This is a genomic window from Enterobacter sp. RHBSTW-00901 (assembly GCF_014103115.1).
GTDB classification, from domain to species: domain Bacteria; phylum Pseudomonadota; class Gammaproteobacteria; order Enterobacterales; family Enterobacteriaceae; genus Enterobacter; species Enterobacter cloacae_P.
Genome location: NZ_JABXPB010000001.1, coordinates 2,257,250 through 2,283,277 on the forward strand (window position 1 = coordinate 2,257,250; position 26,028 = coordinate 2,283,277).

Annotated in this window: 28 protein-coding genes; 14 read left to right on the forward strand and 14 right to left on the reverse strand. The window is 52.8% G+C overall.

The genetic code is table 11. The features are described from left to right. Nucleotides 1-52: 52 nt before the first annotated feature. The 7 genes from murA to mlaF form a co-directional block, all read right to left on the reverse strand. Nucleotides 53-1,312, reverse strand: coding sequence for a UDP-N-acetylglucosamine 1-carboxyvinyltransferase (gene murA, locus HV318_RS10865; protein WP_182272781.1), 1,260 nt, complete (start codon nt 1,310-1,312; stop codon nt 53-55). 51 nt (nt 1,313-1,363) lie between these two features. After that, a complete protein-coding gene (ibaG, locus tag HV318_RS10870; RefSeq protein WP_008501458.1) occupies nt 1,364-1,618 on the reverse strand; it encodes a BolA family iron metabolism protein IbaG in 255 nt (84 codons plus the stop codon). A 126-nt stretch (nt 1,619-1,744) separates the two neighbouring features. Beyond that, complete coding sequence (gene mlaB, locus HV318_RS10875; protein ID WP_182272782.1) at nt 1,745-2,038, reverse strand: lipid asymmetry maintenance protein MlaB; 294 nt, start codon at nt 2,036-2,038, stop codon at nt 1,745-1,747. Beyond that, entirely contained in the window at nt 2,038-2,673 is a 636-nt protein-coding gene (mlaC, locus tag HV318_RS10880) for a phospholipid-binding protein MlaC (RefSeq protein WP_182272783.1), read from the reverse strand. Before mlaC ends, mlaB begins: the two co-directional genes overlap by 1 nt. An 18-nt stretch (nt 2,674-2,691) precedes the next feature. Beyond that, a complete protein-coding gene (mlaD, locus tag HV318_RS10885; RefSeq protein ID WP_182272784.1) occupies nt 2,692-3,240 on the reverse strand; it encodes an outer membrane lipid asymmetry maintenance protein MlaD in 549 nt (182 codons plus the stop codon). Between the two features lie 4 nt (nt 3,241-3,244). Then, a complete protein-coding gene (gene mlaE, locus HV318_RS10890) occupies nt 3,245-4,027 on the reverse strand; it encodes a lipid asymmetry maintenance ABC transporter permease subunit MlaE (RefSeq protein WP_182272785.1) in 783 nt (260 codons plus the stop codon). Between the two features lie 7 nt (nt 4,028-4,034). Next, entirely contained in the window at nt 4,035-4,847 is an 813-nt protein-coding gene (gene mlaF / locus HV318_RS10895) for a phospholipid ABC transporter ATP-binding protein MlaF (RefSeq protein ID WP_182272786.1), read from the reverse strand. Between the two features lie 228 nt (nt 4,848-5,075). Between mlaF and HV318_RS10900 the strand changes: the two genes are divergently transcribed. The 11 genes from HV318_RS10900 (at nt 5,076) to npr (ending at nt 12,996) form a co-directional block, all read left to right on the forward strand. Beyond that, complete coding sequence (locus HV318_RS10900) at nt 5,076-6,053, forward strand: calcium/sodium antiporter (RefSeq protein ID WP_182272787.1); 978 nt, start codon at nt 5,076-5,078, stop codon at nt 6,051-6,053. Nucleotides 6,054-6,067: 14 nt separating this feature from the next. Further along, nucleotides 6,068-7,054, forward strand: coding sequence for an arabinose-5-phosphate isomerase KdsD (gene kdsD, locus HV318_RS10905; protein ID WP_182272788.1), 987 nt, complete (start codon nt 6,068-6,070; stop codon nt 7,052-7,054). A 14-nt stretch (nt 7,055-7,068) separates the two neighbouring features. Continuing rightward, nucleotides 7,069-7,635 carry a 3-deoxy-manno-octulosonate-8-phosphatase KdsC gene (gene kdsC / locus HV318_RS10910; protein ID WP_182274577.1) on the forward strand — a complete coding sequence of 189 codons (567 nt, stop codon included), beginning with the start codon at nt 7,069-7,071 and terminating at the stop codon, nt 7,633-7,635. Beyond that, nucleotides 7,632-8,207, forward strand: coding sequence for an LPS export ABC transporter periplasmic protein LptC (gene lptC, locus HV318_RS10915; RefSeq protein WP_182272789.1), 576 nt, complete (start codon nt 7,632-7,634; stop codon nt 8,205-8,207). Before kdsC ends, lptC begins: the two co-directional genes overlap by 4 nt. Continuing rightward, on the forward strand, nt 8,176-8,730 hold the full coding sequence (gene lptA / locus HV318_RS10920; RefSeq protein WP_182272790.1) for a lipopolysaccharide ABC transporter substrate-binding protein LptA: 555 nt from the start codon (nt 8,176-8,178) through the stop codon (nt 8,728-8,730). Before lptC ends, lptA begins: the two co-directional genes overlap by 32 nt. 6 nt (nt 8,731-8,736) lie before the next feature. Further along, entirely contained in the window at nt 8,737-9,462 is a 726-nt protein-coding gene (lptB, locus tag HV318_RS10925; RefSeq protein ID WP_182272791.1) for an LPS export ABC transporter ATP-binding protein, read from the forward strand. A 47-nt stretch (nt 9,463-9,509) separates the two neighbouring features. Continuing rightward, on the forward strand, nt 9,510-10,943 hold the full coding sequence (gene rpoN / locus HV318_RS10930) for an RNA polymerase factor sigma-54 (protein ID WP_182272792.1): 1,434 nt from the start codon (nt 9,510-9,512) through the stop codon (nt 10,941-10,943). Between the two features lie 22 nt (nt 10,944-10,965). After that, entirely contained in the window at nt 10,966-11,253 is a 288-nt protein-coding gene (hpf, locus tag HV318_RS10935; RefSeq protein ID WP_014071954.1) for a ribosome hibernation promoting factor, read from the forward strand. Between the two features lie 82 nt (nt 11,254-11,335). Continuing rightward, entirely contained in the window at nt 11,336-11,827 is a 492-nt protein-coding gene (gene ptsN / locus HV318_RS10940; protein ID WP_182272793.1) for a PTS IIA-like nitrogen regulatory protein PtsN, read from the forward strand. Between the two features lie 45 nt (nt 11,828-11,872). Then, nucleotides 11,873-12,727, forward strand: coding sequence for an RNase adapter RapZ (gene rapZ / locus HV318_RS10945; RefSeq protein ID WP_182272794.1), 855 nt, complete (start codon nt 11,873-11,875; stop codon nt 12,725-12,727). Then, on the forward strand, nt 12,724-12,996 hold the full coding sequence (gene npr, locus HV318_RS10950; RefSeq protein WP_182272795.1) for a PTS phosphocarrier protein NPr: 273 nt from the start codon (nt 12,724-12,726) through the stop codon (nt 12,994-12,996). Before rapZ ends, npr begins: the two co-directional genes overlap by 4 nt. Before the next feature lie 39 nt (nt 12,997-13,035). On the opposite strand, the gene mtgA is transcribed toward npr, so the two are convergent. The 5 genes from mtgA to lptF form a co-directional block, all read right to left on the reverse strand. After that, nucleotides 13,036-13,761, reverse strand: coding sequence for a monofunctional biosynthetic peptidoglycan transglycosylase (gene mtgA / locus HV318_RS10955; RefSeq protein ID WP_182272796.1), 726 nt, complete (start codon nt 13,759-13,761; stop codon nt 13,036-13,038). Then, the gene (gene elbB, locus HV318_RS10960) at nt 13,758-14,411 is read right to left on the reverse strand and encodes an isoprenoid biosynthesis glyoxalase ElbB (RefSeq protein ID WP_182274578.1); all 654 of its coding nucleotides are present in this window, start codon (nt 14,409-14,411) and stop codon (nt 13,758-13,760) included. Before elbB ends, mtgA begins: the two co-directional genes overlap by 4 nt. A 236-nt stretch (nt 14,412-14,647) precedes the next feature. Further along, nucleotides 14,648-16,981 carry an aerobic respiration two-component sensor histidine kinase ArcB gene (gene arcB / locus HV318_RS10965; RefSeq protein WP_182272797.1) on the reverse strand — a complete coding sequence of 778 codons (2,334 nt, stop codon included), beginning with the start codon at nt 16,979-16,981 and terminating at the stop codon, nt 14,648-14,650. Between the two features lie 135 nt (nt 16,982-17,116). Continuing rightward, nucleotides 17,117-18,199, reverse strand: a complete 1,083-nt coding sequence (gene lptG, locus HV318_RS10970) for an LPS export ABC transporter permease LptG (RefSeq protein WP_182272798.1) — start codon at nt 18,197-18,199, stop codon at nt 17,117-17,119. Beyond that, on the reverse strand, nt 18,199-19,299 hold the full coding sequence (gene lptF, locus HV318_RS10975; RefSeq protein ID WP_182272799.1) for an LPS export ABC transporter permease LptF: 1,101 nt from the start codon (nt 19,297-19,299) through the stop codon (nt 18,199-18,201). The genes lptG and lptF overlap by 1 nt, the downstream gene beginning before the upstream one ends. A 266-nt stretch (nt 19,300-19,565) precedes the next feature. Between lptF and pepA the strand changes: the two genes are divergently transcribed. The 3 genes from pepA to HV318_RS10990 all read left to right on the forward strand — a co-directional run bounded on the left by pepA (nt 19,566) and on the right by HV318_RS10990 (nt 24,449). After that, nucleotides 19,566-21,077, forward strand: coding sequence for a leucyl aminopeptidase (gene pepA, locus HV318_RS10980; RefSeq protein ID WP_182272800.1), 1,512 nt, complete (start codon nt 19,566-19,568; stop codon nt 21,075-21,077). A gap of 73 nt (nt 21,078-21,150) precedes the next feature. After that, nucleotides 21,151-21,594, forward strand: a complete 444-nt coding sequence (holC, locus tag HV318_RS10985; RefSeq protein WP_182272801.1) for a DNA polymerase III subunit chi — start codon at nt 21,151-21,153, stop codon at nt 21,592-21,594. Then, entirely contained in the window at nt 21,594-24,449 is a 2,856-nt protein-coding gene (locus HV318_RS10990) for a valine--tRNA ligase (RefSeq protein WP_182272802.1), read from the forward strand. The genes holC and HV318_RS10990 overlap by 1 nt, the downstream gene beginning before the upstream one ends. Nucleotides 24,450-24,488: 39 nt before the next feature. Here the strand turns inward: HV318_RS10990 and HV318_RS10995 are convergent, their stop codons facing one another. Together HV318_RS10995 and HV318_RS11000 are read right to left on the reverse strand one after the other, a co-directional pair. Then, on the reverse strand, nt 24,489-25,007 hold the full coding sequence (locus HV318_RS10995) for a DUF943 family protein (RefSeq protein WP_182272803.1): 519 nt from the start codon (nt 25,005-25,007) through the stop codon (nt 24,489-24,491). Beyond that, the gene (locus tag HV318_RS11000) at nt 25,004-25,831 is read right to left on the reverse strand and encodes a DUF3289 family protein (protein ID WP_249421801.1); all 828 of its coding nucleotides are present in this window, start codon (nt 25,829-25,831) and stop codon (nt 25,004-25,006) included. The genes HV318_RS10995 and HV318_RS11000 overlap by 4 nt, the downstream gene beginning before the upstream one ends. Nucleotides 25,832-26,028: the final 197 nt, after the last annotated feature.

Below are 26,028 nucleotides of genomic sequence, written 5' to 3' on the forward strand. Positions count from 1 at the left end.
TGACAGGAATAGCAACCCCCCGGTCATTTCTGGCAGGGGGCTGCCGGAACGATTACTCGCCCTTCACACGCTCGATATTCGCACCCAGCGCGCGCAGTTTGTCTTCGATACGCTCATAGCCACGATCGATGTGGTAGATACGATCAACAACCGTCGTCCCTTCCGCGATACAGCCTGCCAGCACAAGGCTTGCTGACGCACGCAGATCGGTTGCCATCACCTGTGCGCCAGACAGTTTTTCTACGCCGTGGCAGATCACGGTGTTGCTTTCGATTTCTGCATGCGCGCCCATACGGATCAGTTCCGGTACGTGCATAAAGCGGTTTTCGAAGATGGTCTCCGTGATCACACCAGTACCTTCAGCCACCAGGTTCAACAGGGTGAACTGCGCCTGCATATCGGTCGGGAAGGCCGGATGTGGAGCCGTGCGAACGGTAACCGCTTTCGGGCGTTTGCCGTGCATGTCCAGGCTGATCCAGTCTTCTCCGGTCTCAATATCTGCACCGGCTTCACGCAGTTTTGCCAGTACGGCATCCAGAGTGTCAGGCTGTGCATTACGGCACACAATTTTGCCGCCAGAAATGGCTGCAGCCACCAGGAAGGTACCGGTTTCGATACGGTCTGGCAGAACGCGGTACACACCGCCACCCAGGCGCTCAACGCCTTCGATGGTGATACGGTCAGTACCCTGGCCAGAGATCTTCGCCCCCAGCGCGATAAGGAAGTTGGCGGTATCCACAATTTCCGGCTCGCGAGCAGCGTTCTCGATGATGGTGGTACCTTCTGCCAGCGTCGCCGCCGACATGATGGTGACGGTTGCGCCAACGCTTACTTTGTCCATGACAATGTGTGCGCCTTTCAGACGGCCATTAACGGACGCTTTAACGTAACCTTCTTCGAGTTTGATCTCTGCGCCCAGTTTTTCCAGGCCAAAGATATGCAGGTCAACCGGACGCGCGCCGATAGCACAGCCCCCCGGCAGAGAGACCTGACCCTGACCAAAACGCGCCACCAGCGGGCCCAGCGCCCAGATGGATGCACGCATGGTTTTTACCAGGTCGTACGGTGCAGAGAAGTTGTTAACGTTGCTGGCATCAATCCAGACGGAACCGTTGCGCTCGACTTTGGTACCCAGTTGACCAAGCAGTTTCATGGTCGTGTCGATATCTTTCAGCTTCGGTACGTTCTGAATTTCTACCGGCTCTTCCGCGAGCAACGCAGCGAAGAGGATTGGCAGTGCGGCATTTTTTGCGCCAGAAATTGTGACTTCGCCCTGGAGGCGAGTAGGCCCCTGTACACGAAATTTGTCCATGTAATTGCTCTCTTATAAATTCAACCGTGCTGCGGGCGCATCGCCCCCAGCTCAAAAACCGTTTAGTTTGCGATCGCGTGCCCACTCTTGTGGGGTGAACGCTTTGATCGACAGGGCGTGGATGCGGTTATCTGCAATGTATTCCATCAGCGGCGCGTAAACAGCCTGCTGCTTCTTCACACGGCTCATACCGTCGAACATCTCACCCACAGCAATAACCTGGAAGTGACTGCCATCGCCAGTGACGTGGGCTTCCTGAAGGGAGAGTGCATTCATCAGCACTGTCTGGATTTCATGATTTTCCATGGGCTCTTAATCATCTGATAGTGAAAACAAGCCAAACATCTTAGAGCAAAGTGGCGTTGTCTTAAACAAGCAAAAAGCCCCGACGGTGAAACTGCCAGGGCTTGCGGAAGTAACGTACTGAAAAAATTAGTGAGGTAACAGCTCTTCAGATAAATTGTAGAGCTGTGCCAGGGTCACGACATTATCGCTCGCGCCAGCCAACGTGACGTTGGCTCCCTGCTTTTTCCCCACGGCAACAAGATGGATGAGCAGCGCAATGCCTGCCGTATCGACCCGCGTAACGTCGCTTAAATCAATCTGTGTAACGCCCTGCATGGCTTCGTGGCGCTTATCCCATAAAGGGTTCAGCAGATCCTGGTCAAGCTCACCAGACAGCGTTAACACTTCGCCTTCACGCGACCAGCTAAGTTGCTGTGACATTACTTTTTCTCGTCCAGAGAAATTTTCTGACGAGAGATAGACTGCAGCTGTGCGGTCAGGCCATCAATGCCTTTGGTGCGCAGCAGGTCGCTCCACTCGTTCTGCTTAGTCGTGATCATGCTCACCCCTTCGGCAATCATGTCATACGCCTGCCAGTTTCCGGTCTGGCTGTTTTTACGCCACTGGAAGTCCAGGCGAACCGGTGGACGGCCATTAGGATCCAGGATGGTCACGCGGATAGGAATAATGGTCGCACCACCCAGCGGTTGCTCCGGGGCAATCTGGTAGGTCTGACCGTGATACATCGCCAGTGCCTGGCCGTATGCCTGTTTCAGGTATTCGTGGAATGCAGCAAAGTAGGCATCACGCTGCGCAGGGGTGGCGTCTTTGTAGTAACGGCCCAGTACCAGTGCGCCTGCATATTTGATCTGCACATATGGCAGCAATTCCTGATCGACTACATCACGCAGATAGTCAGGATTTGCACGAATTTTAGGTTGTTCATTTTTAAGACGATCGAAGGTTTTCTTCGCGGCCTCGTCCATCAGTTTGTACGGGTTGCTCTGATCCGCAGCATGTACTGCGGTGAGAGGGGCAATGACCAGCATGGCAACCATTAACAGTCGTTTAAACATGAATCACTTCTCCTGGTATTAATTGGTCGCGCCTGGGGTCGGCTCGACGTTGGTATGGTCTTTCCCCTGTGCAGGGGTAGCATCAGACGTTTTATCTTCCCCTTTACCGCTGTAAAGGAACTGACCAATCATATCCTCCAGCACCATCGCTGACTTCGTATCCTGGATCACGCTACCGTCTTTAAGAATAGTCGTCCCCAGTTCTGGATCTTCAAAACCAATGTTAAGAGCCAGATATTGCTCGCCCAACAGACCAGAAGTACGAATGGAAAGAGAGCTGGTATCCGGGATATGGTTATAGCGCTCTTCGATATCCATCGCGACACGCGGCAGATAGGTTTTCTCATCAAGCGTAATGTCCGCAACGCGGCCAATCACCACACCGCCAACGCGTACTGGTGAGCGTGCTTTCAGGCCACCGATATTATCGAAAGTGGCATAGACACGGTAAGTCGGCTCAGTACGGATAGACGTAATATCCGCTGCTCTCAGGCAGATAAACAGAGCGGCCAGCAGTGCCAGCAGCAGGAACACGCCGACCCAAATTTCATTTTTTCTCGTTTGCATGAACTCAATTCCCAAACATCAGTGCGGTGAGCACAAAATCCAGACCCAGTACGGCCAGTGACGAATGAACGACAGTACGTGTAGTTGCACGGCTAATGCCCGCCGACGTCGGAATAGCATCGTAACCATTAAACAATGCAATCCAGGTGACCGTAATGGCAAATACCACGCTCTTAATCAGACAGTTAACCAGATCCTTTCTCAGGTCGATGGCGTCCTGCATGGCAGACCAGAAGAACCCGGCATCAATGCCTTTCCAGTGCACACCAACCAGCGAACCGCCCCAGATCCCCACGGCAACAAAGAGGACAGTCAGTAACGGCAATGAGATAACACCGGCCCAGAAACGTGGCGAGATCACGCGACGCAGCGGATCGACCGCCATCATCTCCATACTGGAAAGCTGCTCGGTCGCGCGCATCAGGCCAATTTCTGCGGTTAAGGCCGACCCTGCTCGCCCGGCAAACAGCAATGCGGCAACAACCGGCCCCAGCTCACGCAGTAGCGAAAGTGCCACCAGCATCCCGAGACTGGTTTCTGCACTGTAGGTCGTCAGCACAAGATAACCCTGCAGCCCAAGCACCATGCCGATAAACAGACCGGAAACAATGATGATGAGCATCGACAACACGCCGACGTTATAGAGCTGTCGCACCAGTAAAGGTGCGTGCTTACGAAATTCCGGCTTGCCGACCAGCGCGTTGAATAACATCAATCCGGCACGCCCGAACGTCCTGATGGTTTTTATGCCACGGTGTCCAAGAGCGGCCAACGCATTTAACAGCATGAGTGGCTTAACTCCCTATTCCCAATAAATCGTCACAATAGTCACCCGCGGGATAACGGAACGGTACAGGCCCATCCGCAATACCGTCCAGGAACTGCCGCACTTGCGGATCGCAATTTTCCTGCAACGCCTGAGCGCTGCCATGCGCGACGATCCTTTTGTCTGCCACAATGTAGGCATAGTCGGCAATACTCAACACTTCCGGCACATCGTGAGAAACCACGATACAGGTAACGCCGAGCGCGCTGTTCAGTTCAGAAATGAGCTTCACCAGCACGCCCATCGTGATAGGATCCTGTCCGACAAACGGCTCGTCGAACATGATTAAATCGGGTTCTAATGCAATGGCTCGTGCCAGCGCAGCGCGGCGCGCCATACCACCGGAAAGCTCTGATGGCATCAGCTTCGCGGCTCCCCGCAGCCCCACAGCTTCAAGCTTCATCATCACCGTGCTTTTCAGTAGCTCGGGCGGCAAATGGGTATGCTCACGCAGTGGGTAAGCCACGTTATCAAAGACATTCATATCGGTGAACAGTGCCCCCGACTGAAAAAGCATACTCATGCGCTTGCGGACAGTATACAGACGCGAGCGAGACATCTCCGGGATGTTTTCACCGTCGAAGAGAATTTCACCGCTATCCGGTGGAATTTGCCCGCCAATAAGACGCAGCAAAGTCGTTTTACCGATCCCTGATGGCCCCATGATAGCGGTTATCTTACCACGCGGGACCGTCAGCGAAATATCATCAAATATCAATCGGTTGGCACGAGAAAAACTCACACCACGTACATCGACTAAATTCGCCATCGTTTGGCTCATTTATGGTTCCTTTCTTGCCCGACTCCACGCTGAGCATGAAGCTTAAATCAGCCCTAAACTCAGCATTTTTACAGAATATTAGCCGTTGAGGTTAGCGAAAGCTGGCATTTGTTTTACTTTTCCGGCGCATAAAGTCAAAATTAGGAATTCGTTACGCCTCAGACGCTATGCAACGCCAACAATTCCTGCGCGGTGGACCGGCGAGTATACCTGAAGAAAGGACTTTTGATGCTTTTAGCAACAGCACTGTTAATAATTGGTTTACTTTTGGTGGTCTACAGTGCTGACCGTTTGGTGTTTGCTGCATCTATCCTGTGTCGACTGATTGGCGTGCCACCTATTGTCATTGGGATGACCGTTGTCAGTGTCGGAACATCACATCCTGAAATTATCGTTTCTGTCACAGCATCGCTGCATGGTCAGGCAGACCTGGCTATTGGCACTGCGATTGGCTCCAACATCGTCAACATTCTCCTTATTCTGGGCTTAGCGGCGCTGCTGCATCCATTTCGCGTGCATTCTGATGTTCTGCGTCGTGAATTGCCGCTAATGTTAATCGTAAGCCTGCTGGCAGGCTGCGTATTTTATGATGGCGTACTGAGCTACAGTGACGGCATTTTTTTGCTGGCGCTGGCCGTCATATGGTTGCTTTATATTGTGAAAATCGCCCGTCAGGCTGAAAAGCAAGGCCATGACAGCCTGACACGTGAGCAAATTGCCGAACTCCCGCGTGAAGGTACACTGCCTGTCGCACTCCTCTGGCTTGGTGTCGCGCTGATCATTATGCCAATGGCTACGCGCATGGTGGTAGATAACGCGACGGTGCTGGCGAACTATTTCGCCATGAGCGAACTCACCATCGGTCTGACCGTCATTGCCATCGGAACCAGTCTGCCGGAGTTGGCCACGGCCATCGCTGGCGCACGGAAAGGTGAAGACGATATCGCGATTGGCAATATCATTGGTTCAAACATTTTTAACATCGCCATCGTGATGGGCCTGCCAGCCCTGATAACGCCAGGACCCTTTAACCCCCTGGCCTTCTCGCGCGATTACGGTGTGATGTTGCTGGTCAGCGTTATTTTTGCTCTGCTCTGCTGGCGGCGACAACGACAGATCGGCAAAGGCGCAGGTGCGCTGCTGACAGGTGGATTTATCGTATGGATGGCGATGCTGTACTGGCTTTCGCCTCTTCTCTCTGGGTAAAACGGAAACGTATTATGTCGCAAGTAGAATTGCAGCCGGGTTTTGACTTTCAGAAAGCAGGCAAAGATGTTCTGGAGATTGAACGTGAAGGTCTGGCGCAGTTAGATCAGTACATTAACCAGGACTTTAGTCAGGCATGTGAGAAGATGTTCTACTGTGCCGGTAAAGTTGTGGTGATGGGAATGGGCAAGTCCGGCCATATTGGACGCAAAATGGCAGCGACGTTTGCCAGCACGGGAACCTCCTCCTTCTTTGTTCACCCGGGGGAAGCCGCGCACGGTGACCTGGGCATGGTAACGCCACAGGATGTCGTTATTGCGCTGTCGAACTCTGGTGAATCCAATGAGATCCTGGCGCTGATCCCGGTACTGAAGCGCCTGCAGGTTCCCCTGATTTGCATGACCAGCCGCCCCGAAAGCAGCATGGCGCGCGCTGCAGATATTCATCTGTGCGTCAAAGTTCCCAAAGAAGCCTGCCCGCTTGGCCTTGCGCCAACGTCCAGCACCACGGCGGCGCTGGTCATGGGTGATGCGCTTGCCGTTGCACTGCTGGAAGCGCGTGGTTTTACCCCTGAAGATTTCGCGCTTTCCCATCCTGGCGGTGCGCTGGGGCGTAAGCTGCTGCTGCGGGTTAACGACATTATGCATACTGGCGATGAGATCCCTCACGTCAGTAAAGCGGCCTCCCTGCGCGACGCGCTGCTGGAAATCACCCGTAAAAATCTGGGTATGACGGTGGTGTGCGACGACCTGATGAAAATTCAGGGAATTTTCACCGACGGCGACTTACGCCGCGTGTTCGATATGGGTGTCGACGTCCGCACGCTCGGGATCGCCGATGTCATGACCCCAGGCGGCATCCGCGTTCGACCTGGCACCCTGGCAGTGGATGTGCTGAACCTGATGCAGTCCCGTCATATCACCTCAGTCATGGTTGCCGATGGCGACCAATTGCTGGGTGTGGTACATATGCATGATCTGCTGCGCGCAGGCGTAGTGTAATGAAGGATAAGACAATGAGTAATGCGGGTGCATCCCTTGCAACCTGTTATGGCCCGGTCAGTACCCATATGATGGCGAAGGCAGAAAATATTCGTCTGCTCATCCTCGATGTGGATGGCGTACTCTCCGACGGTCTGATTTATATGGGCAATAATGGTGAAGAGCTGAAAGCGTTTAACGTTCGCGACGGCTACGGCATTCGCTGTGCGCTGACGTCGGGTATCGAAGTTGCCATCATCACCGGGCGGAAAGCTAAACTTGTAGAAGACCGCTGTGAAACGTTAGGCATTACCCATCTTTACCAGGGACAATCCGACAAGGTGGCAGCCTTCAATGACTTACTGGGAAAACTGGCTATTGCTCCGGAAAACGTGGCCTATGTCGGGGACGATCTGATTGACTGGCCGGTCATGGCTGAAGTCGGCCTGAGTATCGCGGTTGCGGATGCGCATCCGCTGCTGATCCCGCGAGCTGACTACGTCACCCATATCAACGGTGGCCGGGGTGCTGTACGTGAAGTCTGCGATCTGCTTCTGCTGGCGCAGGGCAAGCTTGATGAGGCCAAAGGGCAATCGATATGAGTAAAACCAGACGTTGGGTTATCATTCTGCTTTCGCTTGTCGCACTGGTACTGATTGGCGTGAACCTTGCCGATCGTGACGATACACAAACGGAAGTGGTCAATACTAACGATCCAACCTATAAAAGCGATCACAGCGACACCGTGGTCTACAGCCCGGAAGGTGCGCTGAACTATCGCCTGATTGCCCAGCATGTTGAATATTTTTCAAATGACGGTATTTCGTGGTTTACCCAGCCAGTCATGACGACGTTTGATACTGACAAAGTTCCGACGTGGTCAATTAAGTCAGACCGGGCAAAACTGACAAATGACCGTATGCTTTACCTGTATGGCCACGTTGAAGTCAACGCCCTGACCGCTGACTCGCAACTACGCAAAATTACGACAGATAATGCCCAAATCAACCTGGTGACCCAGGACGTGACTTCGCAGGATCTGGTCACATTGTATGGCACAACATTTAATTCCAGCGGTCTGAGAATGCGCGGGAACTTACGCAGCAAAAATGCCGAGCTGATTGAAAAGGTTAGAACCTCCTATGAAATTCAAAACAAACAAACTCAGCCTTAAAGTAATTATCGCCAGTGCGATGCTGGCAGCCAGTCTTCCCGCGCTTGCTGTGACTGGCGATACCGAACAGCCTATCCATATCGAATCCGACACGCAGTCGCTCGATATGCAGGGTAACGTCGTCACCTTTACGGGCAACGTCGTAATGACCCAGGGCACCATCAAAATTAACGCCGACAAAGTGGTCGTCACCCGTCCTGGCGGTGAGCAAGGCAAAGAAATTATTGATGGCTATGGCAACCCGGCCACCTTCTATCAGATGCAGGACAGCGGTAAGCCGGTAAAAGGTCATGCCACACATATGCACTATGAGCTGGCGAAGGATCTTGTCATCCTGACCGGTAATGCCTACCTGGAACAGCTGGACAGCAATATCACCGGTGACCAGATCACCTATCTGGTGAAAGAGCAAAAAATGCAGGCTTCCAGCGAGAAAGGCAAACGCGTAACCACCGTGCTTGTTCCATCGCAGCTGCAGGACAAAGGTAAGGGCCAGGCCCCGGCACAGAAGAAGAGTAACTAATTCGTTATGGCAACATTAACTGCAAAAAATCTCGCGAAAGCCTATAAGGGCCGCCGTGTCGTGGAAGATGTCAGTCTGACCGTCAACTCCGGCGAAATCGTTGGCCTGCTCGGCCCAAACGGTGCGGGTAAAACCACGACTTTCTACATGGTTGTTGGCATTGTGCCGCGTGATGCTGGCAACATTGTCATTGATGACGAAGACATCAGCCTTCTGCCACTGCATGCGCGCGCGCGTCGCGGTATCGGCTATCTGCCTCAGGAAGCCTCCATTTTCCGCCGTCTGAGCGTTTTCGATAACCTGATGGCGGTACTGCAAATTCGCGACGATCTGACCAGCGAACAGCGTCAGGATCGCGCGAATGAACTGATGGAAGAATTTCACATTGAGCACCTGCGTGACAGCCTGGGTCAGGCGCTGTCAGGTGGTGAACGCCGTCGTGTTGAGATTGCCCGTGCGCTGGCTGCAAACCCGAAATTTATCCTTCTGGATGAACCGTTTGCGGGCGTTGACCCAATCTCCGTTATCGACATTAAACGCATTATTGAACACCTGCGCGACAGCGGGCTTGGCGTATTGATCACTGACCACAACGTCCGTGAAACGCTGGCCGTGTGTGAACGCGCCTATATTGTTAGCCAGGGCCATCTGATTGCCCACGGTACGCCGCAGCAGATCCTCGAAGATGATCATGTTAAGCGCGTGTATCTTGGGGAAGACTTCAGACTCTGATAGGGTAGAGGTAACGTAACGCCGAACCGGAGAAAAATGCTCTGAACATGAAGCAAGGTTTGCAATTAAGGCTCAGCCAACAACTGGCAATGACGCCGCAGTTACAGCAGGCAATTCGCCTGCTGCAACTGTCTACATTAGAACTCCAGCAGGAGCTCCAGCAAGCGCTGGACAGCAATCCGTTACTGGAGCAAGCCGATCTTCATGACGAGGTAGATACCCAGCAGTCGCAGGACACCGAAACACTCGACACCGTTGATGCTCTCGAGCAAAAAGAGATGCCGGACGAGCTTCCTCTGGATGCCAGCTGGGATGAAATCTACACCGCCGGAACGCCTTCCGGGACGCGTGCAGACTACCAGGACGATGAGCTACCGGTTTATCAGGGTGAAACTACCCAGTCGCTGCAGGATTATCTGATGTGGCAAGTAGAGCTCACCCCTTTCTCTGATACCGATCGCGCGATTGCGACCTCTATCGTCGATGCCGTTGATGACACTGGCTATTTGACCGTCACGCTGGAAGAAATCCTCGAAAGTATCGGTGACGAAGAGATCGAGCCCGAAGAGATTGAAGCCGTTTTGAAGCGTATCCAGCGCTTCGACCCGGTTGGCGTGGCGGCGAAAGATCTCCGTGATTGCCTTTTGATCCAGCTGTCGCAGTTCAGTAAAGAGACGCCGTGGATCGAAGAAGCCCGCTTAATCATCAGCGATCATCTGGATCTTCTGGCTAACCATGATTTCCGCACGCTCATGCGCGTCACGCGTCTGAAAGAAGAAGTGCTGAAAGAGGCGGTTAACCTGATTCAGTCGCTCGATCCGCGACCCGGACAGTCGATCCAGACCAGCGAACCGGAATATGTCATTCCGGACGTACTGGTGAGAAAACATAATGACCGCTGGGTCGTTGAACTGAATTCCGACAGCATCCCTCGCCTGCAAATCAACCAGCAGTATGCCTCCATGTGCACCAGCGTGCGCAACGACTCCGATAATCAATATATTCGTAGCAATTTGCAGGAAGCACGATGGTTGATCAAAAGTCTGGAGAGCAGAAATGATACGCTACTGCGCGTGAGCCGCTGTATTGTCGAGCAGCAGCAGGCATTCTTCGAGCAGGGCGAAGAGTATATGAAACCGATGGTACTGGCGGACATCGCCCAGGCCGTCGAAATGCACGAATCAACCATTTCTCGTGTGACCACGCAGAAGTATCTGCACAGTCCGCGAGGCATTTTTGAGCTTAAGTATTTCTTCTCCAGCCATGTGAACACCGAAGGCGGTGGCGAAGCCTCGTCAACGGCGATCCGCGCACTGGTGAAGAAGTTGATCGCCGCGGAGAATCCCGCGAAGCCACTGAGTGACAGTAAGTTAACCACCATGCTGTCCGACCAGGGTATTATGGTGGCACGCCGCACTGTTGCGAAGTATCGAGAGTCTTTATCCATTCCGCCGTCTAACCAGCGTAAACAACTGGTCTGACACAACCGATAAGGAAGACACTATGCAGCTCAACATCACAGGACACAATGTCGAAATCACTGACGCTTTGCGCGATTTTGTGAACGCTAAGTTCGCGAAACTCGAGCAGTATTTCGAAAGGATCAATCAGGTCTATATTGTGTTGAAAGTGGAGAAAGTGACTCATATCTCGGATGCAACCCTGCACGTGAACGGGGGTGAACTCCATGCCAGTGCGGAAGGGCAAGACATGTACGCTGCTATCGACGGCTTGATTGACAAGCTTGCGCGGCAGCTAAATAAACATAAAGATAAACTGAAACAACACTAATTGTCCGGGCAGTTAACGGGTGCAGACAGGCCTGTTGTGAAACACAACAGGCCATTTGTGCAGTTAGCGCTTAGGTGAAATTATGATGAACAACGATTCCGCTCTTCAACTGAGCAATGTCCTTAACCAGGAATGTACCCGCAGTGGCGTTCACTGCCAGAGCAAAAAACGTGCGCTGGAGATCATCAGTGAACTGGCCGCAAAACAGCTGGGCCTGCCGCCGCAGGTGGTGTTCGAAGCGATTCTGACCCGCGAAAAAATGGGCAGTACCGGCATCGGCAACGGCATCGCGATCCCGCACGGCAAACTGGAAGAAGACACATTGCGTGCCGTCGGTGTATTTGTGCAGCTGGAAACGCCTATCGCCTTCGATGCCATTGATAACCAGCCCGTCGATCTCCTCTTCGCGCTGCTGGTTCCTGCCGACCTGACGAAAACGCATCTGCATACGCTTTCGCTGGTTGCTAAACGTCTGGCCGATAAAACCATTTGCCGTCGACTGCGTTCAGCCCAAAGTGATGAAGAGCTCTATCAGATTATCACTGAAGCAGAAGGCAATCAGGATGATGCATAACCGGGAGATGGCCTTCACATCTGTTGTCCTGAGGAGAAACGGAACATGGTGCTGATGATCGTCAGCGGTCGTTCAGGGTCGGGAAAATCTGTCGCCCTGCGTGCGCTGGAAGATATGGGTTTTTACTGCGTAGATAACCTGCCGGTCGTGTTACTGCCCGATCTGGCGCGGACGCTTGCCGACAGGCAAATCTCGGCGGCCGTCAGTATCGACGTCCGTAACATGCCCGAATCACCGGAAATCTTTGAGCAGGCAATGAGCAATCTGCCGGAGTCTTTCTCACCTCAGCTGCTGTTCCTTGATGCTGACCGCAACACCCTGATTCGTCGCTACAGCGATACCCGTCGTTTGCATCCTCTTTCCAGTAAAAATCTCTCTCTGGAAAGCGCTATCGACGAAGAGAGCGATCTGCTGGAGCCGCTGCGCTCCCGTGCCGATCTGATTGTCGACACCTCCGAAATGTCCGTTCATGAGCTGGCAGAGATGTTGCGTACCCGCCTGCTGGGCAAACGCGAACGTGAACTGACGATGGTGTTCGAATCCTTCGGCTTTAAGCACGGTATTCCTATCGATGCGGATTATGTTTTCGACGTGCGCTTCCTGCCGAACCCGCACTGGGATCCAAAACTGCGTCCTATGACCGGTCTGGATAAACCCGTGGCGGCCTTCCTCGACAGGCACACAGAAGTTCACAATTTTATCTACCAGACGCGAAGCTACCTTGAGCTATGGTTACCTATGCTGGAGACAAACAATCGTAGCTACCTGACAGTGGCGATTGGTTGTACCGGCGGTAAACATCGTTCGGTTTACATCGCCGAACAGCTGGCCGACTACTTCCGTTCGCGCGGGAAGAACGTTCAGTCCCGTCATCGTACGCTGGAAAAACGTAAAACATGACCGTAAAACACACCGTTGAGATCACCAACAAGCTGGGCATGCATGCACGCCCGGCAATGAAACTGTTTGAGCTGATGCAGGGTTTCGATGCAGAGGTTCTGCTGCGTAACGATGAAGGTACCGAGGCGGAAGCAAACAGCGTGATTGCACTGTTGATGCTGGACTCGGCCAAAGGCCGCCAGATCGAAGTAGAAGCCACTGGCCCACAGGAAGTGGAAGCGCTGGCAGCGGTGATTGCCCTGTTTAACGCCGGGTTTGACGAAGACTGATCCCTGTCTCTCAGGCGGGTGGCGCTACGCCTACCCGCCCTACATCAGCTTATTTCTCTCCATAAATCCTTCCCCACCTAGCTGACGCATCTGGCGCATAATCCATGCCTGACGGCTGCGCACATAACCCGATGGCGCACTGGCCTTAAAGCGAACGGGATTCGGTAATACTGCCGCTAACAACGCAGCCTCAGAGAGGCTCAACCGGCTGGCCGGTTTATTGAAATAACGCTGTGCGGCCGCTTCAACGCCAAACACGCCGTCACCAAACTCGGCGATATTCAGGTAGATGGTCAGAATACGTTTCTTGCTCCAGACCGTTTCCATCCCCAGCGTCAAACCCGCTTCCAGCCCTTTTCGTACCCAGCTTCGACCATCCCATAAAAACAGATTTTTTGCCGTCTGCTGTGACAACGTCGAGGCCCCGCGCACGCGGTTTTCGTGGCGTTCGTTATGGGCCAGAGCCTTCTCAATGGCCGCCACGTCAAAACCCCAGTGCTCCGGGAATTTTTGATCTTCTGCGGCAATCACAGCCAGTCCCATGAACGGGGAAATTTCATCCATGCTCACCCAGTCAGAGTGAGCGACATAGCTGAAATCACCGGAGAGCCATGCGCCGAGCTGGCGCTCAACCATCACGGCCGAAAACGGTACCGGCATAATGCTGAATAAAGCGATCCCGCCGCCCCAGAAAACAGCCAGCACGAGCGCAATGCGTAACAGGGTACGTTTCACCCACGTACCCACAGCAAACTGGCGACTCATTCAGTCAGAACCAGCACTCTGTCCACCAGCTTTTCAATGCCCGTGGCGGCCTCTGCGATATTTTGCGCCAGCATATATGCAGGTGTGGTGACGATCCTGTTGTCTTCATCAACCACAATGTCATCGACCGGACAAGGCACATGTTCGCCCCCCATATCTTCAATGACCTCTGCAGTATCAATATCCGTCCCGATAGTCAGGCGCAGCGGGAAATCAAAAATTTTGGGTAGCATCGCCGGGGCAATACAGATAAAGCCCAGCGGTTTACCCGCCGCATGCATCGCCTGTGACAACGCTTTTAAATCCGGATCGATATGACATTCCGCACCCTGGGCCGCAAAGGTACTGAGGTTTTTGGCCGCGCCAAACCCACCAGGCACAATTAACGCGTCCAGCTCCGTGGCATCGGCCTGAATCAGGGGATGGATCTCCCCCCTCGCAATACGTGCGGCTTCAGTCAGCACGTTACGGGTTTCTGCCATCGATTCACCAGTCAGATGATTGACAACATCCGTCTGGTTTTTATCCGGCGCGAAACAGATCGCCTCAGCACCATGCCGGGCCAATGCCAGGAGGGTAATGACGGCTTCATGTATCTCCGAACCATCGTAAACACCGCATCCGCTCAGCACGACACCAATCTTTTTCATCATGACGTTCCTTCTATGCAACTCACTGAAGCACATTAATAATTCTGATTAAAACGCTATGCTTCACACATTTCACTGATTCATGTAACAAATCATTTAAGATTTGCTATCTTATCTGCGTGCGGCCCAAATATTCAGGCTGCGTCGTAAGCAAAAACAACACGAAAGAAATATCAGGCGCAGCCACGATTTCCCTGGTGTTGGCGCAGTATTCGCGCACCCCGGTTAAGCCGGGGTCATTTTTTTCTGGTATCCACCCAGGCTTTCAGTACCGCCACATCGTTCTGCCACTCCTGCTTCATCTCTTCAACCCAATCACCCACGTTATCTTCCCAGGCAGGTAAATCAGGCGACTGAATTTGTTGTCCCAGTTGTTGCAGGTGGCGTAGCCCGACCGAACCCGCCGCGCCTTTGATCTTATGCCCCTCTTCGACGATACCTTTCTGGTCACGCGCGGTCAGGTTAGACTCCAGCACGCTCAGGTATCCCGGCATCATTTTTTCAAACACGGCCAGACCGTCGGTAATCAGTTTTGGGCCAACCAGATCGATATACTGCTCCAGCATGGCGGTATCCAGTATTGCTTGTGCTTTTGCGCTATCAACTGACGTCATGGTGCTTTCCTCTTCATCACAGGTATCCCAGAACTTCTTGATCATGGCGGTCAGGGCAGGCACCGCCAGCGGCTTGCTGAGCACATCATCCATACCGGCATCGAGGTACTCTTTTTTGTCTTTCAGCACATTTGCCGTCAGCGCAACCAGCGGCGGCAGATCGTCGGCAGCATACTTGCTCGTCAGTTCACGTGAGATATCCAGGCCGGTCATATCCGGCAACTGAATATCCAGCAGGACGAGGTCATATTCACCCGGAGTGAACATCTCCAGTGCGGCTTTCCCGGTCATCGCCACATCCACACTGTTGCCCAGTTTTTCCAGCACTGAACGAGCCACAATCACGTTCAGCTCAATGTCTTCCACCAGCAGAACGTGCAGCGCTGGCAGCGGCATATCGTCGTTTTCAAAGGTATCCTCAACCTCTTCTGCCACCGCTGGCGCATGCACCGTCAGGGTAAAGGTAGAGCCTTTGCCCGCCTGGCTGGCCACCGTGATATCCCCACCCATACTCTTCGCAAGACGTTTAGACACCGCCAGGCCAATACCGGTACCCGTTGCAGGTTTACCGCCGTGGCTGTCCTTCACCTGATAATACATGGCGAAGATTTTGTCCTGTTCTTCCTGCGGAATACCAATCCCTGAGTCTTCCACCTCAAAGTGCAGCATATCGCCGTCGTCATAGCGGATACGCACTGCAACCCGCCCCTTCTGGGTAAACTTCACGGCGTTACTGATCAGGTTCCACAGAATTTGTCGCAGACGCGTACCGTCCGTCACCACTTTATGCGGCAACGGCAGCGTTGGCTCCATGACAAAGCTCAACCCCTTTTGCTGCGCCTGCAAACCGGAAAGGTTCTCCAGATCGGCAAGGAAGCTGGTGAAATCAACCGGCTGATTATCAAGCTGGACCTTACGGCGCTCCATCTTATCCATATCGATAATATCATTGAAGATATTGCCCAACGTGACCGCCGAGACGTGGATCGTTTTAAGGTATTTCTCCTGTTCACTGGTCAGATCGGTATCCAGCAAAATGCGACTTAACCCGACAATCCCGTTCAGCGGTGTGCGCAGTTCGTGACTGATGGTGGAGATGAATGTGGTTTTGTCACGGCTGGCACGCTCAAGCGCATCCTGATAGCGCTTACGCTCGGTAATATCGCGGCCAAAGCCCATCAGGCCGTGACGTTTCCCGACGCGGTCATAGTACGGTACCTTGCGGATCTCAAAACAGGCTTTCCGTCCGTCCGGGTAATCCAGCCACTGCTCGTAAGTCAGCGAGACGTTGTGACGGAAGACTTTTTCATCCGTCTCCATCACTTTAGCGGCAGCCTCTTCGGAGTAGACATCCTGTGGTTTCAGGTTAATCAATTGCTTTTCGCTTTTGCCGGTCAACAGCTCCATCGCCCGGTTACAGCCGGAAAATTCTTTATCTTCATTACGATAGAAAACCAGATCCGGTGAAGCATCAAGGAAGGAGCGCAGGAAAGAGGATTGCTGTTCGAGCTGGATCTGCGTCACTTCACGCTCTTTCATCTCGATTTTCAGCTGCTCCAGCGTGGTCTGACGCTCGGCCTCAGCCTTCTCACGTTCTGAAATTTCCTGGTTAAGCTGCGCAATGTTGTCCTTGAGCTGGACGTTGAGCTTGAGATCGCGCTCGCGCATCTCCTCCAGTTTCTCAACCAGCCGGGTAAGGCGCTGACGGGACTCTTCGAGTTGCTCAACCACCACAGAGAGGAAATAGACCGCCCACGGCGTAATCAGCAAACCGAAGAAGATAGAGCGGATCACGTCGATACTCTCGACCTGACCATGCAGAACCATAGTCACCGCCATTTGCACCACAATGGCCAGTACAACCAGTGCCAGCGCCAGCAGCATGGAGAAACGCACCAGCCCGAGCTTCATCATCAGATCGACGTAGTACTGGGCAAGCATTCGAATTTGCTTCATAGAGGATCCCTTCACGACTTTATCGCTCAATAATACTCAAATTCGCGACGGGGCGTTGAAGGTTGTGAGAAAAAGTGCGGGGTGAAACAGGAGATTAGCCTCGCTCCCGGCAAACCGGAAGCGAGGAGAGGTCAATCAGGAACGTTTCAGAAGCAGCCAGAGGCTGATCAGGAAGAAGCTGGCACTCGGCAGCAGCGCACCGATAATCGGCGGAATGCCATAAACCAGCGTCAGCGGGCCGAAAATCTGGTCGAGGACGTAGAACACAAAGCCGAAGCTGATACCGGTGACAACACGAATCCCCATCGGCACGCTACGCAGCGGCCCGAAGATAAACGACAGGGCCATCAGCATCATTACCGCCACGGACATCGGCTGGAAGATTTTGCTCCACATATTGAGCTGATAACGCCCGGCATCCTGCCCGCTCGACTTCAGGTATTTCACATAGTTGTGCAAACCGCTAATGGAGAGCGCATCAGGATCCAGCGCAACGACACCCAGTTTGTCCGGAGTGAGCTTAGTCTTCCACGTGCCGGAAACCGTCTGAGAACCGGTGATCTGTTTCGGGTCTGTCAGGTCAGATTCATCAACCTGCGACAAACGCCACAGCTTGTTAGCCGTATCAAATTTGGCCGATGCGGCATAGCGAACAGACTGTAAACGACGCTCATTATTGAAAGCATAAATACTCACGCCGCCCAGTTCGTCATCACCTTTCACACGTTCGATATAGACAAAGTTATTGCCATCTTTCGCCCACAGACCTTGCTGAGTCGAGAGCAGTGAACCACCGTACATCGCCTGAGCACGGAAGTTACGCGCTGTCTGCTCGCCCTGCGGTGCCACCCACTCACCAATCGCCATCGTCAGCAGTACCAACGGGATCGCCGTTTTCATGACTGACAGGGCAACCTGCATACGGGTAAAACCGGAGGCTTGCATGACCACCAGCTCACTACGCTGCGCCAGCATCCCCAGCCCAAGCAGCGCGCCTAACAGCGCCGCCATCGGGAAGAAGATCTGCACATCTTTTGGCACACTGAGCAGGGTAAACATCCCCGCGCCCATTGCATCGTAGCTCCCCTGCCCGGCTTTTTTCAGCTGATCGACAAATTTGATGATGCCGGAGAGCGACACCAGCATGAACAATGTCATCATGATGGTGGAGAAAATTGTTTTACCGATATAGCGATCGAGAACGCCAAACGCCTGCATTACAACGCTCCTTTACGCGAGAATCGGGCACGAATGCGGCGCACCGGCACCGTATCCCACAGGTTTAATCCCAGCGCCAGCAGGATATACACGCTGTTGACGACCCACGTCCAGACCATCGGGTCCAGCTTACCTTTCGCACCGTTAGAGCGAATCGAGGTTTGCAGCAGGAAATACACCAGGTAAAGCAGCATCGCTGGCAGCATAGAGAGCACGCGTCCCTGACGCGGGTTCACTACGCTCAGTGGGACAACAATAAATGCCATCATAAACACGGTGAAGACGAGAGTAATACGCCAGTGGAACTCCGCTTTCGCCCTGTCGGTGTCCGTATTCCATAGCGTGCGCATATCCATCTGCTCGGTGTCACTTGAATCCAGTGCCACTGCCTGATGGCCAATAATGGCCTGATAGTTCATGAAGTCCGTAATACGGAAATCACGCAGCATCGCGGTCCCTTCAAAACGGGTCCCTTTATTCAGCGTCACTATCTGGGAACCATCTTTACGCTGAGCCAGCTGACCGGAATCTGCAACCACCACCGACGGACGCGCATTACCTTTCGTCCGTAGCTGCGCCAGGAAGACGTCGTTGAATTTACTGCCATCAACGCTCTCAATAAACAGTACAGAGTTACCGTCAGTCGCCTGCTGGAACTGTCCCTGCGCTAACGCTGCCATGCCGGGGTTCGCTTTGGCTTCAGCCAGCACTTCATCCTGATGGCGAGAGGACATGGGGCCGGCCCACATCACGTTCACGGCGGCAACAATGCCGGTGAACAGCGCCAGAACAAAGGCTGCTTTCACCAGCACGGCTTTACTCAAGCCGCAGGCGTGCATGACCGTAATTTCACTTTCGGTATAGAGCCTGCCCAACGTCATGAGCAGACCAAGGAAAAGACTTAGCGGCAGGATAAGCTGCGCCATTTCCGGGATCCCTAAACCTAGCAGGGAAAGCACCAGATTCGTTGGAATTTCGCCGTCAACGGCCGCACCGAGGATCTTAACCAGCTTCTGACAGAAAAAAATCAGCAGCAGGATGAAGAGGATCGCCAGTTGGCTTTTGAGCGTCTCCCGCACCAGATATCTTATGATTATCACTTTAAATACGCCCGTAAAAACCCGTCTCTTTGCTGGAAAATCGCTTGTTTCATGGCTTAAACGTCATTTATTCTCTTGAGTCGTCGAAATCATCGCTAAGATTAAAACATCCGGCGGATTCACGCCTCAGGACTTTTTCTGACGTGTCGAAACCGTAGTAACGTAAGATTAACACGAAGTCACCACAACAGCGGACATGAGTTACGAAAGGTTTCAATTCTATCTGTAGCCGCCGCCGTTGTCTTTAAGATTCAGGAGCGTAGTGCATGGAGTTCAGTGTAAAAAGCGGTAGCCCGGAGAAACAGCGGAGTGCCTGCATCGTTGTGGGCGTCTTTGAACCACGCCGACTCTCCCCGATAGCCGAGCAACTCGATAAAATTAGTGACGGCTACATCAGCGCCCTGCTGCGCCGTGGCGAACTGGAAGGTAAACCTGGGCAGACGCTGTTACTGCACCATGTTCCGAACGTACTGTCCGAACGTATTCTGCTGATTGGCTGCGGCAAAGAACGCGAGCTGGATGAGCGTCAGTACAAGCAAGTTATTCAGAAAACGATCAATACGCTGAATGATACCGGTTCAATGGAAGCGGTGTGCTTCCTGACTGAACTGCACGTCAAAGGCCGCAACACCTACTGGAAAGTTCGCCAGGCAGTCGAAACCGCTAAAGAGAGTCTGTACAGTTTCGATCAACTGAAGACCAACAAAAGCGAGCCGCGTCGTCCGCTGCGTAAAATGGTCTTTAACGTGCCAACCCGTCGCGAACTGACCAGCGGCGAGCGCGCTATCCAGCACGGTCTGGCGATTGCCTCCGGTATCAAGGCAGCTAAAGATCTTGGCAACATGCCACCAAACATCTGTAATGCCGCGTACCTGGCCTCTCAGGCTCGCCAGTTGGCGGACTCTTACAGTAAGAATGTCATCACCCGCGTCATCGGCGAACAGCAGATGAAAGAGCTGGGCATGCACTCTTATCTCGCGGTCGGAAACGGTTCTCAGAACGAATCCCTGATGTCGGTCATCGAGTACAAAGGCAACCCGTCCGAAGACGCGCGCCCTGTCGTGCTGGTCGGTAAAGGCCTGACCTTTGACTCCGGCGGTATCTCCATCAAACCAGCCGAAGGCATGGATGAGATGAAGTACGACATGTGCGGTGCTGCGGCTGTTTATGGTGTGATGCGCATGGTCGCTGAGCTTCAGCTGCCCATTAACGTTATCGGCATACTGGCAGGCTGTGAAAACATGCCTGGCGGTCGCGCGTACCGTCCAGGTGACGTACTGACCACCATGTCCGGCCAGACCGTTGAAGTGCTGAACACCGATGCCGAAGGTCGACTGGTGCTGTGTGATGTGCTGACCTACGTCGAGCGTTTCGAACCTGAAGCGGTCATTGACGTCGCAACGCTGACCGGTGCCTGCGTGATTGCGCTGGGCCACCACATCACCGGATTGATGTCTAACCACAACCCGCTGGCACACGAGCTTATCGGCGCGTCCGAGCAGGCGGGTGACCGTGCATGGCGTCTGCCACTGGGCGATGAATTCCAGGAACAGCTGGAATCCAACTTCGCAGATATGGCGAATATTGGCGGCCGCCCTGGCGGTGCGATTACCGCAGGCTGCTTCCTGTCGCGCTTCACCCGCAAGTACAACTGGGCACACCTGGATATCGCGGGCACCGCGTGGCGCTCCGGTAAAGCCAAAGGTGCAACCGGTCGTCCGGTCGCGTTGCTGTCGCAGTTCCTGCTTAACCGCGCAGGATTTAACGGCGAAGAGTAATTGCCGTTTGTAGGCCGGGTAGGCACTGCGCCGCCCGGCTTTGCATTTAAATCCACAACAAGAAGCCCCATATATGAAGAATGCAACGTTCTACCTTCTGGACAACGACACCCACCAGGATGGCCTCAGCGCTGTTGAACAACTGGTGTGTGAAATTGCCGCAGAACGTTGGCGCGCAGGTAAACGCGTTCTGATTGCCTGTGAAGATGAACAACAGGCTATCCGCCTTGACGAAGCGCTGTGGGCACGCCCGCCGGAGAGTTTTGTTCCGCATAACTTGTCCGGAGAAGGGCCACGCGGCGGCGCACCGGTAGAAATTGCCTGGCCGCAAAAGCGCAACAGCAGCGCGCGCGATATTCTGATTAGCCTGCGGATAGATTTTGCAGATTTTGCCACCGCTTTCACAGAAGTGGTAGACTTTGTCCCCTACGAAGAATCTTTGAAACAACTGGCACGCGAGCGCTATAAAGCGTACCGCCTGGCTGGTTTTAACCTGAATACGGCAACCTGGACATAATGGAAAAAACATATAACCCACGCGATATCGAACAGCCGCTTTACGAGCACTGGGAACAGCAGGGCTATTTCAAGCCTAACGGCGATGAAAGCAAAGAGTCTTTCTGCATCATGATCCCGCCGCCGAACGTCACCGGCAGTTTGCATATGGGTCATGCCTTCCAGCAGACCATCATGGACACCATGATCCGCTATCAGCGCATGCAGGGTAAAAACACCCTATGGCAGGCGGGGACTGACCACGCGGGTATCGCGACCCAGATGGTGGTTGAGCGTAAAATTGCCGCTGAAGAAGGTAAAACCCGCCACGACTACGGTCGTGATGCCTTCATCGACAAAATCTGGCAGTGGAAAGCCGAATCTGGTGGCACCATCACCCGTCAGATGCGCCGTCTTGGCAACTCCGTAGACTGGGAGCGCGAACGCTTCACTATGGATGAAGGTCTTTCCAACGCCGTGAAAGAAGTGTTTGTCCGTCTGTACAAAGAAGACCTGATTTACCGCGGCAAACGCCTGGTCAACTGGGACCCGAAACTGCGCACCGCCATCTCTGACCTGGAAGTGGAAAACCGTGAGTCTAAAGGCTCCATGTGGCACATCCGCTATCCACTGGCCGACGGCGCGAAAACTGCAGACGGTAAAGATTACCTGGTCGTGGCGACCACCCGTCCGGAAACCCTGCTGGGCGATACCGGCGTGGCTGTTAACCCGGAAGATCCGCGTTATAAAGATCTGATCGGTAAATTTGTTGTGTTGCCGCTGGTTAACCGCCGTATTCCTGTTGTGGGCGACGAACACGCCGACATGGAAAAAGGCACCGGCTGCGTGAAAATCACGCCAGCGCACGACTTCAACGACTATGAAGTGGGTCGTCGTCACGCCCTGCCGATGATCAACATTCTGACCTTCGACGGTGATATCCGTGAAAGCGCAGAAGTGTATGACACCAAAGGCAACGAATCTGACGTTTACTCAAGCGACATCCCGGCAGAGTTCCAGAAGCTGGAGCGTTTTGCTGCGCGTAAAGCCGTTGTGGCTGCCGTTGATGCACTCGGTCTGCTGGAAGAGATTAAACCTCACGATCTGACCGTGCCGTACGGCGACCGTGGTGGTGTGGTTATCGAGCCAATGCTGACCGACCAGTGGTATGTGCGTGCTGACGTGCTGGCAAAACCGGCGGTTGAAGCGGTTGAGAACGGGAGCATCCAGTTTGTACCGAAGCAGTACGAAAACATGTACTTCTCCTGGATGCGTGATATTCAGGACTGGTGTATCTCTCGTCAGCTGTGGTGGGGTCACCGTATTCCGGCGTGGTATGACAACGAAGGCAACGTCTACGTTGGCCGCAGTGAAGACGAAGTGCGTCAGGAAAACAACCTGAGCGCCGACGTTGCTCTGCGTCAGGACGAAGACGTGCTGGACACCTGGTTCTCCTCCGCACTGTGGACGTTCTCCACACTCGGCTGGCCAGAAAACACCGATGCGCTGCGTCAGTTCCACCCAACCAGCGTAATGGTTTCCGGCTTCGACATCATCTTCTTCTGGATTGCCCGCATGATCATGATGACCATGCACTTCATCAAAGATGAAGATGGCAAGCCGCAGGTTCCGTTCCATACCGTCTATATGACTGGCCTGATCCGTGATGACGAAGGCCAGAAGATGTCCAAATCCAAGGGCAACGTTATTGACCCGCTGGATATGGTTGACGGTATCTCCCTGGAAGACCTGCTGGAGAAACGCACCGGCAACATGATGCAGCCACAGCTGGCAGAGAAAATCCGCAAGCGTACCGAGAAGCAGTTCCCGAACGGGATTGAGTCTCACGGTACCGACGCCCTGCGTTTCACCCTGGCAGCGCTGGCCTCTACGGGCCGCGACATCAACTGGGACATGAAACGTCTGGAAGGTTACCGTAACTTCTGTAACAAGCTGTGGAACGCCAGCCGCTTCGTGCTGATGAACACGGAAGATCAGGATTGCGGCTTCAACGGCGGCGAAATGACCCTGTCTCTGGCGGATCGCTGGATCCTGGCCGAGTTCAACCAGACGGTGAAAGCGTTCCGTGAAGCGCTGGACAGCTACCGCTTTGATATCGCGGCGGGCATCCTGTATGAATTCACCTGGAACCAGTTCTGTGACTGGTACCTGGAGCTGGCGAAGCCGGTTATGAACGGTGGGTCTGAAGCAGAACTGCGCGGCACGCGTAATACGCTGATTACCGTTCTGGAAGGACTGCTGCGTCTGGCGCATCCGGTGATTCCATTTATCACCGAAACCATCTGGCAGCGTGTGAAGGTGATTGCGGGTATCAACGCAGATACCATCATGCTCCAGCCATTCCCGGAATTCGATGCAGCCCGTGTTGATGAAGCTGCAGCTGCCGATACCGAATGGCTGAAACAGGCGATTGTTGCGGTACGTAACATCCGCGCAGAAATGAACATCGCTCCGGGTAAACCGCTTGAGCTGCTGCTGCGCGGTTGCAGCGACGCGGTTGTTCGTCGTGTCACCGAGAACAACACCTTCCTGAAAACGATGGCGCGTCTGGAAAGCATCACCGTGCTGCCGGCTGATGATAAAGGTCCGGTTTCCGTGACTAAAATCATCGACGGTGCTGAGCTGCTGATCCCGATGGCAGGCCTTATCGACAAAGACGCAGAGCTGGCTCGTCTGGCGAAAGAAGTGGCGAAAGTCGATGTGGAAATTGGCAAAATCGAAAGCAAACTGGCGAACGAAGGCTTTGTAGCCCGCGCGCCGGAAGCGGTCATCGCGAAAGAGCGTGAGCGTCTGGTTGCCTTCGCGGATGCCAGGACCAAACTGATCGAGCAGCAGGCGGTTATTGCGGCGCTGTAATAGTATGAAAACGCCGGAGACCCTCTTCGGCGTTTTCTTTTATAAGGCATTTTTTATTCGTACCAGCTTCCTGTCTGGCATAGCTATCCAGTAATACTCTATGTTGCTGAAAGAAAATCTTTCGTAGGTTGCCGTGTCGAACTCTACATCAAGAAGCATATTTTTTTCGATACAATGTTTCTCTGTATCATTTTTCGGGGGAAAACAATACAGATCGCTATCGCTGGATGTTTGAGTATCAGTAAATCCGCTGCCAATATCCCAAAAAGTAATAGTATAAGAGTCGCCAGAAGGAATATTGTATATTTTTTTCAGTTCTTCTTTATGATCCAGGTACCAGTGAATTCGACCCCATTCGGTTAATGGGAAGTGATTCACCACTATATCGTACGACTCGAACCGTCTATCTTTGCTCGCGAACTGCTCTAGCACAAACGTAGGGTCGTATTCAACCTGACTCCCTGCCCGAATAACAGTGACAGGTCGTTGTGTCCAGAGCATATAGCTGAATATCAGTAACACCAGACTTCCGGTAACGACTTCAGATTTCGATTTCATACGCCACCCTTAACAGGAATATGCGCACTAAAGTTAGTCATAAATGGCTTGAATGCATAATCACTATGTCGTTGCAGGAAAAACCAGATGCGGAAGAAGCGAAAATTTTTATAAAGCTCGCTAGCAATATCCTCTCTGCCGAGGCCGAAATGATCCTGCCCTTTAAAAGAAAGTAATCCCTCCCATGACATGGCATAGCGCTGGAAACGCACCAGTTTGATTTGTTGCGCATAAATATCATGTATGCTTACCCCCAAACCATTAAACCTATCAATAAAACGATTGAATTTTGGTAATCTCAAATGATTTATTTTTGCTTTCAAATCCGTAAAAAAATGATAATCCAGACTCGCTTGCCGTTTCAAATATAAATGATTATCTATCGCATCCCAAATTTCCCTCAGTACATCATTTGTTCCAACACCCTTGATGATCCCTTCATATGCGTGGTTCAAACGGACACCCGTCCATGGTTGCCCGTTGCCGTAATGAAAATGGTCAATTAGCTCACCAATAAGAGGAGCATACAACCCGCTAGCAAATTGCGTAGATAGCTCTTTCATCTCATCGAACATAATATCTGCGCAGTGCTGCCGACTAATCGGCCCTCCCTGCTTTTGCTGAAGTCCAAATCCGTTAAAAGTAGTCATCATATCAAATTGCAAACACCTGAACGGATCAACCCGAACAGAGATATCCTCCAGGCCCAGGCGCTGAAAATCCCAATCGTTCAAATCGCCACACTGCATATCATCAATATAATAATTTTCGAAACGATGGAACGTTGAAAAAATCTCACACGGCAGAGACATAAATAAATACATATCCCTATTCATAATTCATCACTCTGACAAATAATATATTGGAGTTTAAAACCCGGATGGAAAAATTAATCTAAATAAAATTAATAAAAATTGAGCCACACGACGAAATACACCAATTAGTGATGAAAAAAAATTCTCAGTGGTAATATCCACCTTGCATGATGGAAAAGAGAGTGGTATCAAATATCACTATGATG

What these genes read in the sequence shown, in the direction of transcription:
- HV318_RS11000 (WP_249421801.1), bottom strand. Translation starts at nt 25,831, where the DNA reads ATGTATTTATTTATGTCTCTGCCGTGTGAGATTTTTTCAACGTTCCAT.
- elbB (WP_182274578.1), bottom strand. Translation starts at nt 14,411, where the DNA reads ATGAAAAAGATTGGTGTCGTGCTGAGCGGATGCGGTGTTTACGATGGT.
- kdsD (WP_182272788.1), top strand. Translation starts at nt 6,068, where the DNA reads ATGTCGCAAGTAGAATTGCAGCCGGGTTTTGACTTTCAGAAAGCAGGC.
- hpf (WP_014071954.1), top strand. Translation starts at nt 10,966, where the DNA reads ATGCAGCTCAACATCACAGGACACAATGTCGAAATCACTGACGCTTTG.
- holC (WP_182272801.1), top strand. Translation starts at nt 21,151, where the DNA reads ATGAAGAATGCAACGTTCTACCTTCTGGACAACGACACCCACCAGGAT.
- lptC (WP_182272789.1), top strand. Translation starts at nt 7,632, where the DNA reads ATGAGTAAAACCAGACGTTGGGTTATCATTCTGCTTTCGCTTGTCGCA.
- pepA (WP_182272800.1), top strand. Translation starts at nt 19,566, where the DNA reads ATGGAGTTCAGTGTAAAAAGCGGTAGCCCGGAGAAACAGCGGAGTGCC.
- rpoN (WP_182272792.1), top strand. Translation starts at nt 9,510, where the DNA reads ATGAAGCAAGGTTTGCAATTAAGGCTCAGCCAACAACTGGCAATGACG.
- lptG (WP_182272798.1), bottom strand. Translation starts at nt 18,199, where the DNA reads ATGCAGGCGTTTGGCGTTCTCGATCGCTATATCGGTAAAACAATTTTC.
- mlaD (WP_182272784.1), bottom strand. Translation starts at nt 3,240, where the DNA reads ATGCAAACGAGAAAAAATGAAATTTGGGTCGGCGTGTTCCTGCTGCTG.
- npr (WP_182272795.1), top strand. Translation starts at nt 12,724, where the DNA reads ATGACCGTAAAACACACCGTTGAGATCACCAACAAGCTGGGCATGCAT.
- rapZ (WP_182272794.1), top strand. Translation starts at nt 11,873, where the DNA reads ATGGTGCTGATGATCGTCAGCGGTCGTTCAGGGTCGGGAAAATCTGTC.
- HV318_RS10995 (WP_182272803.1), bottom strand. Translation starts at nt 25,007, where the DNA reads ATGAAATCGAAATCTGAAGTCGTTACCGGAAGTCTGGTGTTACTGATA.
- HV318_RS10900 (WP_182272787.1), top strand. Translation starts at nt 5,076, where the DNA reads ATGCTTTTAGCAACAGCACTGTTAATAATTGGTTTACTTTTGGTGGTC.
- lptA (WP_182272790.1), top strand. Translation starts at nt 8,176, where the DNA reads ATGAAATTCAAAACAAACAAACTCAGCCTTAAAGTAATTATCGCCAGT.
- mlaC (WP_182272783.1), bottom strand. Translation starts at nt 2,673, where the DNA reads ATGTTTAAACGACTGTTAATGGTTGCCATGCTGGTCATTGCCCCTCTC.
- ibaG (WP_008501458.1), bottom strand. Translation starts at nt 1,618, where the DNA reads ATGGAAAATCATGAAATCCAGACAGTGCTGATGAATGCACTCTCCCTT.
- HV318_RS10990 (WP_182272802.1), top strand. Translation starts at nt 21,594, where the DNA reads ATGGAAAAAACATATAACCCACGCGATATCGAACAGCCGCTTTACGAG.
- ptsN (WP_182272793.1), top strand. Translation starts at nt 11,336, where the DNA reads ATGATGAACAACGATTCCGCTCTTCAACTGAGCAATGTCCTTAACCAG.
- arcB (WP_182272797.1), bottom strand. Translation starts at nt 16,981, where the DNA reads ATGAAGCAAATTCGAATGCTTGCCCAGTACTACGTCGATCTGATGATG.
- kdsC (WP_182274577.1), top strand. Translation starts at nt 7,069, where the DNA reads ATGAGTAATGCGGGTGCATCCCTTGCAACCTGTTATGGCCCGGTCAGT.
- mtgA (WP_182272796.1), bottom strand. Translation starts at nt 13,761, where the DNA reads ATGAGTCGCCAGTTTGCTGTGGGTACGTGGGTGAAACGTACCCTGTTA.
- mlaE (WP_182272785.1), bottom strand. Translation starts at nt 4,027, where the DNA reads ATGCTGTTAAATGCGTTGGCCGCTCTTGGACACCGTGGCATAAAAACC.
- murA (WP_182272781.1), bottom strand. Translation starts at nt 1,312, where the DNA reads ATGGACAAATTTCGTGTACAGGGGCCTACTCGCCTCCAGGGCGAAGTC.
- mlaF (WP_182272786.1), bottom strand. Translation starts at nt 4,847, where the DNA reads ATGAGCCAAACGATGGCGAATTTAGTCGATGTACGTGGTGTGAGTTTT.
- lptB (WP_182272791.1), top strand. Translation starts at nt 8,737, where the DNA reads ATGGCAACATTAACTGCAAAAAATCTCGCGAAAGCCTATAAGGGCCGC.
- mlaB (WP_182272782.1), bottom strand. Translation starts at nt 2,038, where the DNA reads ATGTCACAGCAACTTAGCTGGTCGCGTGAAGGCGAAGTGTTAACGCTG.